The organism is Microbacterium sp. NPDC089987 (assembly GCF_044748505.1).
GTDB lineage: Bacteria > Actinomycetota > Actinomycetes > Actinomycetales > Microbacteriaceae > Microbacterium.
In genome coordinates this window covers 164,354-176,862 of the sequence record NZ_JBIVGE010000003.1, presented here as the reverse complement: position 1 = coordinate 176,862, position 12,509 = coordinate 164,354, and the positions used below count along the sequence as shown (strand labels likewise).

Here is a 12,509-nt window from a genome sequence, read left to right as displayed (position 1 = left end):
GGCCCTACGCTGGAGCCATGACGATCCCCACTCTCGAACTGAACGACGGAAACACGATTCCCCAGCTCGGCTACGGCGTCTTCCTCGTGCCGGCAGACGACGCCGAGCGCGCGGTCACCGAGGCGCTCGAGGCCGGCTACCGGCACATCGACACGGCGGCGATCTACAAGAACGAAGAGGGGGTCGGTGCCGCCATCGCCAAGAGCGGCGTCCCGCGTGACGAGCTCTTCATCACCACGAAGCTGTGGAACGACCGGCACGACGGCGACGAGCCCGACCGGGCGATCGACGAGAGCCTCGAGAAGCTCGGCCTCGACGCCGTCGACCTGTACCTGGTGCACTGGCCGACGCCCGCCAACGACAACTACGTGCACGCGTGGCAGAAGATGATCGGCATCCGCGAGCGCGGCCTCGCCCGCTCGATCGGCGTCTCGAACCACCTCGTGCCGCACCTCGAGCGCCTCGTCGCCGAGACCGGTGTGACCCCTGCCGTCAACCAGATCGAGCTGCACCCCGCGTACCAGCAGCGCGAGATCACCGACTGGGCCGGAGAGCACGGCGTGCGCATCGAGTCGTGGGGCCCGCTGGGCCAGGGCAAGTACGACCTGTTCGGCACCGCGGCCGTCGCCGACGCCGCGTCGGCGACCGGCCGCACCCCCGCGCAGGTCGTGCTGCGCTGGCACCTGCAGAAGGGCTTCATCGTCTTCCCGAAGTCGGTGCGCCCCGAGCGCATGCGCGAGAACCTCGACGTCTTCGGCTTCGAGCTCGACGACGCGCAGATGGCCGCCATCGACGGACTCGACCCGCTCGACGGCTCGGGCCGGGTCGGCACGCACCCGAACGACCTGAACTGACGCACCCCTGAGACCCCCTGTCGCCGGCGCACCGGCCCGCGGCAGGGGGTCTCGGCGTACCGTGGAGACATGACCAACCGGCTCGCCGACACGCTCAGCCCTTACCTGCGCGCTCACGCCGACAACCCCGTCGACTGGCATCCGTGGGGTGAGGAGGCCTTCGCCGAGGCGCAGCGCCGCGACGTGCCGCTGCTCATCTCGATCGGCTACTCGACCTGTCACTGGTGCCACGTGATGGCGCGGGAGTCGTTCACCGACGAGGTGACCGCGGCGCAGATCAACGAGCATTTCGTGCCGGTGAAGATCGACCGCGAGGAGCATCCCGAGGTCGACACGGCCTTCATGGCCGCCGCCTCCGCCTTCACCCGCAGCCTCGGCTGGCCGCTGACCGTGTTCACCACTCCGGCGGGTCGCACGTTCTATGCGGGCACGTACTTCCCGCCCGAGGCACGCGGCGGGATGCCGTCGTTCCGTGATGTGCTGACAGCGGTGAACGAGGCGTGGACGAACCGGCGAGCCGAGGTCGTCCAGTCGGCCGACGCCGTCGCCGATGCGCTGCGTGAGGCGGCGGCCGCACAACCCGGCGGGATGCCCGATGCCGATGCGATCGCCGCGGCCGCCGCCGCGATCCTGCAGCGCGAGGACCACAGACACGGCGGCTTCGGCGGAGCGCCGAAGTTCCCGATGGCGACGACGCTGCGGTTCCTGCAGCATCCGCTCGCGGGCTCCGCTGATGCCGCCCGCCGGGCGCTCGACGCGATGGCGGCGTCGGAGCTGCGCGACCGGGTCGACGGCGGCTTCTTCCGCTACGCCACCCAGGGCGACTGGACAGTGCCGCACTACGAGCGGATGCTGATCGACAACGCCCAGCTGATGGATGTGGCGCTCGCGGCCGGGCGGGACGACGTCGTGCGCGGCATCGCGGGGTTCCTGATCGGCGTGCTTCGCCGCGAGGGCGGCGCGTTCGGTGCGGCCCAGGACTCCGAGTCGTGGATCGACGGCCGCCGCAGCGAGGGCGGCTACTACCGCGCTGACGCCGCGGCGCGGGCATCCCTCCAGCCTCCTGCGGTCGACGGCAAGGTGCTCACCGGCTGGAACGGCCTCGCGATCGGCGCGCTCGCCCGCGCCGGGGCGCGGCTGGGCGAGCGGGCGTGGGTGGATGCGGCGGCCGCCGCAGCCGAGCACGTGCTGAGCGTGAACCGCGGTGATGCCGGGGAGCTGGTGCGCTCGTCCCTGGACGGGACCCCCGCCACCGCCGTCGCGACCGCCGCGGACATCGGACTGCTCGCCGACGGACTGCTCGCTCTGGCGCTCGCCACCGGCGACGCGGAATGGGCGACGCGCGCGCTCGCCGTGCTCGCGGAGCCGCTGGCCGATGACCCGATCATGGCCGCACGCGGCCTCACCGCGGTCGGTGACGACAGCGACGGCGATCTGCCCTCGGGGCCGGCTGCGCGGGCATCCGCCCACCTGTCCGCCTGGCTGCTGGGGGCGGGCGAGGAGCACCGCGAGCAGGCGGTGGCGCTCTGCGCCCCGCTCGTCGAGCGCGCGCTGCAGCATCCGCTCGCCTACGGCGCCCTGCTGCGCCTCGCGGCAGCGCTCGCCGTGCCGCCGCGACAGGTGGTCGCGGTCGTCGCTCGTGACGGGGCTCTCGTCGAAGCCGCCCGCGCGACGGACGCCGACGTGATCGCCGTGGTGACGCCGGCCCAGGCCCGCGCCTTCGCGGATGCCGGCTTCTCGCTCTTCGAGGGCAAGGACGCGGCCGAGGGCGTGGCCTACGACTGTCGCGACTTCGCGTGCCGTCTGCCGACGGGCGATCCGACGGAGCTGTCCGTCAGTCGGTGATCGCAACCACTGCGCATTCTGATCACTGAAGTCGGCGGATGCCCTGCCGCGGCGCGCACGGTGCCCGCCGACTCCGCGGCACTTTGCATAGATGCCCTGCGCCGCTCTAATGTTGCGCTTCGGACGGCCGACTCGCGGCACATCCCGACCGGACGAGGAGGTCCGCCATGGCAGAGGTGCCGCTGACGACGACGACCACGAAGGGCCTGCACCCCGGGCTCACGCGTCGGCAGATCTCGATGATGGGCCTCGGGGGTGCGATCGGCGCCGGCCTGTTCGTCGGCTCGGGCCAGGCCATCGGCATCGCAGGCCCTGCCGTGCTGGTCTCGTACCTCATCGCCGGCACCGTCGTCATCCTCGTCATGGCGATGCTCGCCGAGATGGTCGCGGCCCGCCCCAGCTCCGGTGCGTTCAGCTCGTTCGCGCAGCGCGCGATGGGCCGCAGCGCCGGAAGCGCCGTCGGCTGGCTGTACTGGATCCAGCTCGTCGTCGTGATCGCCGCCGAGGCCACCGGCGCTGCCGGGATCATCGAGGGGTGGGTGCCCGGCATCCCCGCCTGGCTGTGGGTGCTGATCTTCGTCGCCGCACTGACCGCCGTGAACCTCTTCGGCGTGCGCAACTACGGACGCTTCGAGTTCTGGTTCGCCGCGATCAAGGTGTTCGCCATCATCGCGTTCCTCATCGTGGGCGCCTGCGCGATCCTCGGGCTCATCCCCGGTGTGCCGGCGACCGGCGTGGGCAACCTCGTCGCGCACGACGGCTTCGCCCCGCACGGCGTCGCGGGGGTCGCCGCAGCTCTGCTGGTCGTCGTGTTCGCGTTCGGCGGCACCGAGGTCGTCGCGATCGCCGCAGCCGAGTCGGATGACCCGGCGCACAACATCAAGCGCATCGTGCGAGAGGTCATGGTGCGCATCCTCGTGTTCTACATCGGCTCGATCTTCGTGATCGTCGCGGTGCTGCCGTGGAACTCGCCCGCGGTGCTCGAGGGGCCGTTCTCGGCCGTGCTCGCCACGCTGCAGGTGCCCGGCGTCGATCTGGTCATGTCGCTGATCGTGGTGCTGGCTCTGCTGTCGGCGATGAATGCCAACATCTACGGCGCGTCGCGCATGGCCTACTCGCTGGGTGAGCGCGGGCTCGCGCCCCTGGCATCCACCCGCACGAGCGAGAAGGGCGTGCCCTACGTCGCTGTGCTGGCGTCGGTCGCGTTCGGCTTCGTCACGGTGGTGCTCAACTGGGCGTTCCCCGAGACCGTGCTCGGTCTGCTGCTGAACGTCGTGGGCTCGACCGTGCTCGTGATCTGGACGGCGACGGTGATCTCGCAGATCATCCTGCGCCGCCGCGCTGACCGAGACGGCGAGGCGCTGCCGATGCGCATGTGGGGATTCCCCTGGCTGTCGTGGTCCGCCCTCGTGCTGCTCGCGGTGATCGTCGCGCTGGCGATGATCGATCCCGCCGCCCGCGTCCAGCTGCTGCTGACGCTGGCGCTGACGGCGGCGCTGCTCGGCCTCGCGCGCCTGACGCGCGGCCGCTCACGGCACGGCGTGACCACCGAGATCGACGCCAACGTGTCGTAGGCGGCTCGCCGCACCACGAGCCCTCCGCGCGCACAGTAGTCTTGCAGGCCGGAGCGCGCACACGGCGTGCGGGGGAGGACTTCCATGTCGGTTGGTCTGCTGGCGGTCGTCGACGACATCCTGAGCGCGGCGATGAAGGCATCCGCCAAGGCGGCGGGCGTCGTGATCGACGACGCAGCCGTCACCCCGCAGTACGTGCAGGGGCTCACACCCGCGCGCGAGCTGCCGGTGGTGGGGAAGATCGCCCTCGGCTCGATCGCGAACAAGTTCCTCATCATCATCCCCATCGCGATGGTGCTGACCGCGTTCGCCCCCTGGGTGCTGCCGTATCTGCTGATCATCGGCGGCACGTATCTGTGCTTCGAGGGCGCCGAGAAGGTGCTCGAGTGGTTCGGCTTCGCCCACGGTCACGCGGACGAGGGGGCGCGTGACGAACGCCGGTTGGTGTGGGGCGCGATCCGAACCGATCTGATCCTGTCGACCGAGATCATGCTGATCTCGCTGGCCAGCCTCGATCCGGATCTCGGGATCTGGCAGACGCTCGGCGTGCTCGCCGTGATCGCGCTCATCATGACCGGCGTCGTGTACGGCGCGGTGGCCCTGCTGGTCAAGCTCGACGACATCGGGCTGCGGATGGCCAAGAACCCGGTGCGCAACGTGCGGCACACCGGCACCCGAATCGTGCGATCGATGCCCCACGTGTTCCGGGTGATCAGCGTCGTCGGCACCGTGGCCATGCTGTGGGTGGGCGGTCACCTCGTCGTCGTCAACCTAGGTGAGGTCGGCCTGCATGCGCCGGCCGAGCTGCTGCACGGGGTCGATGAGCTGCTCGCCTCGTTCGGCGGCTTCGTCGTCTGGCTGGGCAACACGGTGATGTCGGCCGTCGCCGGCATGCTGATCGGTCTGGTCGTGGTGGCCGTCGTGCTGCTCGTCGGCCGGATGCTGGGCAAGCGCCCGACGTTCGACGAAGCGCGGCGGCCTGAGGCGCACTCGGTGCCCGAGTCGGTCGCCTGACTCAGGCCGGCGTGATCTGGTAGTGGATCATGCCGGTTCTCGTGGAGACGCGGTCGTAGAGGGCGCGCGCCCGGCCGTTCGTCTCGGCCGTCAACCAGTAGACCTTGGCCGCGCCGTTCTGCTCGGCCCAAACGCGAACGTGCTCGATGAGCGCCGCTCCCGCGCCTGCTTCCCTCGCAGCCGGCGCGACATACAGGTCTTCGAGGTAGCAGTAGTCGGCCGTGGCCCAGGTCGCCGGGTGGCAGAGCCAGTGCACGAGTCCCAGAGCCGCGCCGTCATCATCGCGAGCCAGAGCGCCGTGGATGCCGGCGACGGGGTCGACCAGCCTGGCGAACGTCGTCGCGGTCGTGTCGTCGTCGAGCTCAGCCTCGTAGAAGTCGAGGTAGCCGCGCCAGAGCGGCAGCCAGTCGTCGCGGTCGGCGGCTGACAGCGGAGCGATGGTGACCATCAGTCGAGGCTAGTGGGAAAAACGCTTCAACCTGGGGTTGAGACTTCGCCCTGAATGTGTGTTCGAATGTCGGTGGCCCCCGGTTGAATGATCCTATGGACGACGTCATCGATCGACTCGAACAGCTGCAGGCGGACTTCGCCGCAGTCGTCGGCGATGCGCTGCCGCATATCGCAGACCTGCCCGACGCACAGGTGATGCGCCTGCTCGACGCGAGCGGCCGGATGCTTCGATCGAACGATGCGCTGCAGGTCGCGGCGACGGCACAGGTCCGCGAACGGTCCGAGGGTCTGCGCGCTGAGCGCATGACGACGTCGTACGGCTGCGACCGCCCGGCAGATCTGCTGCAGATGGTGCTGCGGGTGGACGCCCGAAGTGCGGCGCGCCTGGTGAAGGCTGCCGGTCTCACAGCGCAGGTGCGCGGCATCACCGACGGCGAGTTCCTCCCTTCCCGGTACGACGAGCTGCGCAGGGCACTTGCCGATGCGACCATCGGGCTCGATGGATTTCTGGCGGCGACTGCGCCGCTCGAGGCGAGCCGAGGGCGGGTGGCGCCGGATGCGCTCGCCGAGGCCGATCGGCAGATCGCCGCGTTCGCACGGGGGCGCCTAGCGGATGCGGACGCCGATGGAGAGCGCGCTCCGGCGCCGGATGCGCCCGCGCCCACCCCGGCAGAGATAGCCCAGTTCGCACAGGTGCTCGCCGCCTACCTCGATCCTGATGGTGCGGAGCCGACCGATGACGCGGCATCACGAGGGAGGGGCCTGTGGATCGGCCGGCTTCGCGATGGACGCGTGCCGCTTCGAGGCGAGCTGCTGCCGGAGGTCGCCTCGCAGCTGGCCAGACTCACCGACAGCCTGCTCAATCCGCGCGTCGAGGGTGTGCCGGTGCCGCAGAGTGTGCACTTCATCGATTCCGAGTCGGGCCCGGACGACGGGCTCGACCCGATCGATCCGCGCACGCGTGCTCAGAGGATGCACGACGCATTCGCGGTCATCCTGAGCGCGGCCGCACGTGGCGGTGAGCTGCCCGACCTCGGGGGAGCGGCGCCGACGCTGGTCGTCACCGTCGATGCCGCGGACTACGCCGCGGGTTTCGGGTGGGCGCGTGTCGACGGCGGTGACGGCGTCGAGATGGGCGTCCCGATCCGCGTCGCGGCGCAGGTGGGCTGCGCGGGCGGCATCCAGCGGGTCCTGTTCGACGACCACGGGCGGATCGTGTCGCTCGGCACGTCCGGACGCATCTTCAACGCCCTGCAGCGGCGAGCGATCATCGCTCGCGATGGAGGATGCATCATCCCGGGATGCACGATCCCGGCGACCTGGTGTGAGATCCATCACGTCATCGAGCACGCGGCCGGTGGAGCCACGCACACCGACAATGGCGTGGCGCTCTGCTGGCATCATCACCGCACGCTGCATCTGTCCGAGTGGCAGGTGCGCATGCGCGCTGGTGTGCCCGAGATCCGAGGTCCGTCATGGTGGGATCGCGGGCGCGAATGGCGTCGGGTAGGGCGAAGGCGCGCGCGGGTCAGATCCAGCCCGGGAGCCAGTTGTGGATGAGCCAGAGCGGGTAAGGCACGCTCGTGCCGGTCCACACCGGGTAGAAGAACGCCGAGACGAGAACCACCACCACGAGGTACACCGCGACCGTGCGCTGGCCCGCCGTCCGCCGGTGCAGAGGATCGGAGGGCCTTCCGGCAAGCTCGCGCAGCGTTACGACCAGCGCGAGGATGAGGAACGGCACCATCACGATCGTGTAGAACTGGAAGATCGTGCGACTCGGCACGAGAAGCCAGGGCACGTATGTCGCGATCAGTCCGACCAGCGCGATGGTGTGCATCGGCCCGACCGGCCGGCGCTCGATGAGTCCCCGTACGAAGCGGTACAGCAGATAGAGGGCGGCGGCCACTCCGCCGTACCAGATCAGCGGATTCGGCACTGAGGTGACCACCGCGATGCAGTGGTCCGTGCCGCAGCCGACCGGGTCCGAGTCCACCCAGATCGCCGTCGGGCGCAGCAGCAGCGGCCACTGCCACGCCGGGCTCGCATAGGCGTGCGGGCTGGACAGGCCGATGTGGAACCCGTACATCGACTCGTGGTACTTCCACAGCGCGATCAGGGGATTCGCGTCCGCCCCGCGGTCGTAGCCTCCCGGCGTGACCAGCCAGCCGGTCCACGACACGAGGTACGTGATCATCGCCGGGCCCACCATCAGCAGGAACGAGACGGGCCCCTGCCGCAGCACCGCATCGCTCGGCCACAGCGGAATCCTCGCTCGCCGGCGAGCGAGCGCGTCGGTGATCACCGCGTACAGCCCGAAGACTGCGAGCGCGTACAGCCCCGACCACTTCACCGCCGACGCCGCCCCCAGCGTCGCGCCGGCTGCGATCAGCCAGGGCCGGGACCACAGCACGGGTCCGACCAGCCGCAGGGGAGCGTCTTCTGCATCAGATCGGCGCTGCGCGGTCGTCCGTGCGTCGAGCAGAGGCAGGGAACGGTCGCGGTCGAGCAGCACGAACAGGAAGCCGAGCAGGATGAAGAAGGTCAGAGCGCCGTCGAGCAGGGCGATCCGGCTCATCACGATGCCCAGGCCGTCGATGGCCAGCAGACCGCCGGCGATCGTCGCGAACACTCGCGAGCGGGTCAGATGCAGTGCGATGAGATAGATCACAAGCACCGTCAGAGACCCGAGGATCGCGGTCGCCAGTCGCCAGCCCGCGCTCGAGCCTGGACCCATCAGGGCCATGCCGAGCGCGATGATCCACTTCCCGAGCGGCGGGTGCACGACGTACGACCCCGTCGTCTGCATCGCCGAGTCGTCGCCCCGGGGCAGCTGCTCGTCCGCGCCGTCGCCCCACTTGCCTTCGTAGCCGAGATTCCACAGCGACCAGGCGTCCTTGACGTAGTACGTCTCGTCGAACATGATCTCGTGCGGGTGTGCGAGATTCGTCAGCCGCAGGGCGGCGGCCAGCAGCGTGACGAAGAGCGGAGCGAGCCAGCCCAGCGCCCGCGCGCGTGCTGGATTCCCGGCGCCCCAGGCTGCCAGTCGCTCCCATCGCGTCGCGGCGGCGGGCGGCGTCAGGGGCGCGGGCAGGGTCACCAGCTCAGCCTAGGCAATCGGCTTCGGAACGGCTGGCGCCACCCGCCTAAGCTGGTCGGGTGATCATCCTCGCGGCGACTCCGATCGGCAACCTCGGCGACGCGTCCCGCCGCCTGATCGAGGTGCTCGAGAACGCCGAGATCGTCGCTGCAGAGGACACCCGCACCACGCAGCGGCTGCTGCAGGCGCTGAAGATCGAGAACCGTCCGCGGCTGATCGCGCTGCACGACCACAACGAGAAGCACAAGGCCGCCGAGCTCGCCGAGCTCGCCGAGCAGCACGACATCGTGGTCGTCAGCGACGCCGGGATGCCCGCGGTGAGCGACCCCGGCTACGGCCTGGTCGCTGCCGCCGTCGAGCGCGGCGTGACCGTCTCGGCCATCCCAGGCCCGAGCGCCGTGCTCATGGCTCTCGCCATATCGGGCCTGCCCACCGATCGGTTCACCTTCGAGGGATTCCTCCCGCGCAAGCCGGGGGATCGTCGCCAGACGCTCAGGATGCTCGCATCCGAGCCGCGCACGATGGTCTTCTTCGAGTCGCCCTCTCGGCTTGCGTCATCGCTCGCCGACATGGGCGTTGCGCTGGGCGCCGAGCGTCGGATCGCGGTGTGCCGCGAGCTCACCAAGCTGTACGAGGAGGTGCGCCGTGGCACCGCCGCTGAGCTCGTCGCGTGGGCGGAGCAGGGCGTGAAAGGCGAGATCGTCGTGGTCGTCGAGGGCGCGGCTCCGATCTCGGTTTCCGCGGACGATGCGCTGGTGCAGGTGCAGGCCCTCGTGGCATCCCGAACCCGCCTGAAAGACGCGTGCGCCGAGGTCGCCGCGGCGACCGGCCTCAGCTCCCGCGACCTGTACCAGGCCGCGCTCGCCGCGAAGAACGCGTGACCGATGCGCTGATCGCCGCCGCATACGACTCTCGTGCGGCGGAGTACGTCGCGCAGATCGGCGACATCACCCAGACGGATGCCCGTGACCGGGATCTCATCTCCGCGTGGCGCGATTCGACGCCGGGGCGGCTGCTGGATGCCGGATGCGGCCCGGGCCTCTGGACGCGCTTCCTGCACGACGATGATCGCGCCGTGCTCGGTGTCGACCTTTCGGTGGAGTTCATCGCGCACGCCCGCCACGCGCACCCGGGGCTCGAGTTCCATCACGGTTCATTCACCGCGCTCCCACTGCCCGACGCATCGGTCGGCGGAATCCTCGCCTGGTATTCGCTCGTCCACACTCCGCCGGCTGAGATACCCGCCGTCCTGGCGGAGTTCGCGCGCGTGCTGACTTCCGGCGGCAGCATCCTGATCGGCTTCTTCGACGGCACCCCGCGCGAGCCGTTCGACCATGCCGTCACGACCGCCTACTTCTGGACTCCGGAAGCGCTGCGACCGCTGCTGGAGCAGGCCGGCTTCACGCTCACCTCCTCCCGGCGCCGCGAGCGGACCGTCGACGAGGTCAGCTCGCGTCCGCACGCCTCCGTGACCGCAGTCCGCATCTGAGACGGGTGGGCTGACGCATGATCAGCTCAGGATTCGCGCGATCCCCTCAGGGCGGAGGGAGCTGTGGTCAGCGATTCTCTTGACGCTGAGCCCGCTCTCGCGCAGGGCGATCAGCACGGGACGGAGCGTCGCGACGACGGCATCCTCATCGGTCGGCTCCGGACCTGAATCCGTGAGCTTCCGCTCCAGCCGGGCCAGCAGGTCCCGCTGCCCTGCGCTTCTCCACCCCCATGCCCCGAGCATCCCACGCCCCATCCCTACTACCACTTACCCCGAGGTCATGACGGGCTGCCCCCCCCGTCCTCGCCCCCCCCCCCGTCCTCGCCCTCGCCCTCGTCGAGAGCACGGGATCTCGGCGAGTGAGCGGCTCTTTCACGCGAACAGCCCGTTCGTTCGGCGAGGTCCCGTGCTCTCGACGGGAATCGGTGGGCGTACGTTCGCGCCCCCGGGTCACGAAGAAGAACGACTGACCGTTCCCGCCTAGAATCGATCCCATGCCCGCAGGCGAGTCCTTCTACATCACCACGCCCATCTACTACCCGTCCGACGTGCCGCACATCGGCCACGGGTACACGACGGTGGCCGTCGACACCCTGTCGCGCTGGCACCGGCAGGCGGGTGACGACACCTGGATGCTCACCGGAACCGACGAGCACGGTCAGAAGATGCTGCGCGCCGCCGCGGCGAACAACGTCACGCCGCAGGGGTGGGTCGACAAGCTCGTCGGCGAGAGCTGGTTCCCGCTGCTGAAGACGCTCGACGTCGCGAACGACGACTTCATCCGCACCACGCAGGAGCGGCACGAGAAGAACGTGCAGGTCTTCTTCCAGAAGCTGTACGACGCGGGCTACATCTACGCGGGCGAGTACGAAGCGCTGTACTGCGTGGGCTGTGAGGAGTTCAAGCCCGAGTCCGAGATCGTCGACGGCACCGGGCCCTTCGAGGGCCTCAAGGTCTGCGCGATCCACTCGAAGCCGCTCGAGTTGCTGCAGGAGAAGAACTACTTCTTCAAGCTGAGCGAGTTCCAGGATCGTCTGCTCGAGCTGTACAAGACCGAGCCGGACTTCGTGCGTCCCGATTCGGCGCGAAACGAGGTCATCTCCTTCGTGAGCCAGGGTCTCAAGGACCTGTCGATCTCCCGGTCGACGTTCGACTGGGGCATCCCGCTGCCGTGGGACGAGTCGCACGTCATCTACGTGTGGGTCGACGCGCTGCTCAACTACGTCACCGCCGTCGGCTACGGTGCGGACGACCCTTCGACAGGCTCAGGGACCACGTTCGACCGCCGCTGGCCCGGGTACCACGTGGTCGGCAAGGACATCCTGCGCTTCCACGCCGTCATCTGGCCGGCGCTGCTGATGGCCGCAGGTCTGGATGTGCCCAAGGGCGTCTTCGCGCACGGCTGGCTGCTGGTCGGCGGCGAGAAGATGTCGAAGTCGAAGCTGACCGGCATCGCGCCCACCGAGATCACCGACGTCTTCGGCTCCGACGCGTACCGCTTCTACTTCCTCTCGGCGATCGCCTTCGGTCAGGACGGCTCGTTCTCGTGGGAGGACCTGTCGGCCCGCTACCAGGCCGAGCTCGCCAACGGCTTCGGCAACCTCGCCTCGCGCACGGTCGCGATGATCCAGAAGTACTTCGATGGCGTCGTGCCGGCGCCTGCGGGGTACACCGAGCGCGATCTCGTGGTGCAGAAGAAGGTCGCGGATGCCACGACCGCGGCGGACGCCGCGATCGAGAGCTTCCGCATCGACGAGGCGATCGACGCGATCTGGACGATCGTCGACGACCTGAACCTCTACATCACCGAGAACGAGCCGTGGGCTCTCGCCAAGCAGGCGGATGCCGGAGACGAGAAGCAGCGTGAGCGTCTCGGCACCGTGCTGTACACATGCGCAGAGGGACTGCGCGCGCTCGCCGTGCTGCTGTCGCCCGTGATGCCGCAGTCGACCGCGAAGCTGTGGGACGCCCTCGGGGCCCAGGGCTCACTCGGCGGGCTCACCGCGCAGTCGATCCGCGAGGCCGGTGCGTGGGGTGCGCTGCAGCCGGGGACGATCGTGTCGCCGCTCGCGCCGCTGTTCCCGCGTGTGGAGCAGACCGCCTAGACAGAGGGCTGCGGAGCGCGTTTCGACTCGCTTCGCTCGCTCGACGACCGGGGGTGGAAGGACCGAGGGACGGGAACG

The 12,509-nt window shown here is 69.6% G+C and carries 10 protein-coding genes; 8 read left to right on the top strand and 2 right to left on the bottom strand.

Features of this window, described 5'->3' with window-relative positions; translation table 11 throughout:
- Positions 1-17: 17 nt before the first annotated feature.
- The 4 genes from ACIPV2_RS13700 (at position 18) to ACIPV2_RS13685 (ending at position 5,287) form a co-directional block, all read left to right on the top strand.
- A complete protein-coding gene (locus ACIPV2_RS13700; RefSeq protein WP_400842135.1) occupies positions 18-854 on the top strand; it encodes an aldo/keto reductase in 837 nt (278 codons plus the stop codon).
- A 69-nt stretch (positions 855-923) separates the two neighbouring features.
- On the top strand, positions 924-2,699 hold the full coding sequence (locus ACIPV2_RS13695; protein WP_400842133.1) for a thioredoxin domain-containing protein: 1,776 nt from the start codon (positions 924-926) through the stop codon (positions 2,697-2,699).
- A gap of 167 nt (positions 2,700-2,866) precedes the next feature.
- Positions 2,867-4,273 carry an amino acid permease gene (locus ACIPV2_RS13690; protein WP_400842131.1) on the top strand — a complete coding sequence of 469 codons (1,407 nt, stop codon included), beginning with the start codon at positions 2,867-2,869 and terminating at the stop codon, positions 4,271-4,273.
- An 84-nt stretch (positions 4,274-4,357) separates the two neighbouring features.
- Entirely contained in the window at positions 4,358-5,287 is a 930-nt protein-coding gene (locus tag ACIPV2_RS13685) for a DUF808 domain-containing protein (protein ID WP_400842130.1), read from the top strand.
- Position 5,288: 1 nt separating this feature from the next.
- Here the strand turns inward: ACIPV2_RS13685 and ACIPV2_RS13680 are convergent, their stop codons facing one another.
- Entirely contained in the window at positions 5,289-5,735 is a 447-nt protein-coding gene (locus ACIPV2_RS13680; protein ID WP_400842129.1) for a GNAT family N-acetyltransferase, read from the bottom strand.
- A 95-nt stretch (positions 5,736-5,830) separates the two neighbouring features.
- Between ACIPV2_RS13680 and ACIPV2_RS13675 the strand changes: the two genes are divergently transcribed.
- On the top strand, positions 5,831-7,297 hold the full coding sequence (locus ACIPV2_RS13675) for a DUF222 domain-containing protein (RefSeq protein ID WP_400842127.1): 1,467 nt from the start codon (positions 5,831-5,833) through the stop codon (positions 7,295-7,297).
- Here the strand turns inward: ACIPV2_RS13675 and ACIPV2_RS13670 are convergent.
- Complete coding sequence (locus ACIPV2_RS13670) at positions 7,266-8,837, bottom strand: dolichyl-phosphate-mannose--protein mannosyltransferase (RefSeq protein WP_400842125.1); 1,572 nt, start codon at positions 8,835-8,837, stop codon at positions 7,266-7,268. The genes ACIPV2_RS13675 and ACIPV2_RS13670 overlap by 32 nt on opposite strands.
- A 59-nt stretch (positions 8,838-8,896) precedes the next feature.
- On the opposite strand from ACIPV2_RS13670, the gene rsmI reads away from it, so the two are divergent.
- The 3 genes from rsmI to metG all read left to right on the top strand — a co-directional run bounded on the left by rsmI (position 8,897) and on the right by metG (position 12,431).
- Positions 8,897-9,718 carry a 16S rRNA (cytidine(1402)-2'-O)-methyltransferase gene (gene rsmI, locus ACIPV2_RS13665; protein WP_400842123.1) on the top strand — a complete coding sequence of 274 codons (822 nt, stop codon included), beginning with the start codon at positions 8,897-8,899 and terminating at the stop codon, positions 9,716-9,718.
- Positions 9,715-10,326, top strand: a complete 612-nt coding sequence (locus ACIPV2_RS13660) for a class I SAM-dependent methyltransferase (RefSeq protein WP_400842121.1) — start codon at positions 9,715-9,717, stop codon at positions 10,324-10,326. The genes rsmI and ACIPV2_RS13660 overlap by 4 nt, the downstream gene beginning before the upstream one ends.
- 494 nt (positions 10,327-10,820) lie before the next feature.
- Complete coding sequence (gene metG, locus ACIPV2_RS13655; protein WP_400842119.1) at positions 10,821-12,431, top strand: methionine--tRNA ligase; 1,611 nt, start codon at positions 10,821-10,823, stop codon at positions 12,429-12,431.
- Positions 12,432-12,509 lie beyond the last annotated feature (78 nt).

Excerpts from the sequence above, each read along its gene's own strand:
- metG (WP_400842119.1), top strand. The coding sequence starts at position 10,821 with ATGCCCGCAGGCGAGTCCTTCTACATCACCACGCCCATCTACTACCCG.
- ACIPV2_RS13700 (WP_400842135.1), top strand. The coding sequence starts at position 18 with ATGACGATCCCCACTCTCGAACTGAACGACGGAAACACGATTCCCCAG.
- ACIPV2_RS13675 (WP_400842127.1), top strand. The coding sequence starts at position 5,831 with ATGGACGACGTCATCGATCGACTCGAACAGCTGCAGGCGGACTTCGCC.
- ACIPV2_RS13680 (WP_400842129.1), bottom strand. The coding sequence starts at position 5,735 with ATGGTCACCATCGCTCCGCTGTCAGCCGCCGACCGCGACGACTGGCTG.
- ACIPV2_RS13685 (WP_400842130.1), top strand. The coding sequence starts at position 4,358 with ATGTCGGTTGGTCTGCTGGCGGTCGTCGACGACATCCTGAGCGCGGCG.
- ACIPV2_RS13690 (WP_400842131.1), top strand. The coding sequence starts at position 2,867 with ATGGCAGAGGTGCCGCTGACGACGACGACCACGAAGGGCCTGCACCCC.
- ACIPV2_RS13695 (WP_400842133.1), top strand. The coding sequence starts at position 924 with ATGACCAACCGGCTCGCCGACACGCTCAGCCCTTACCTGCGCGCTCAC.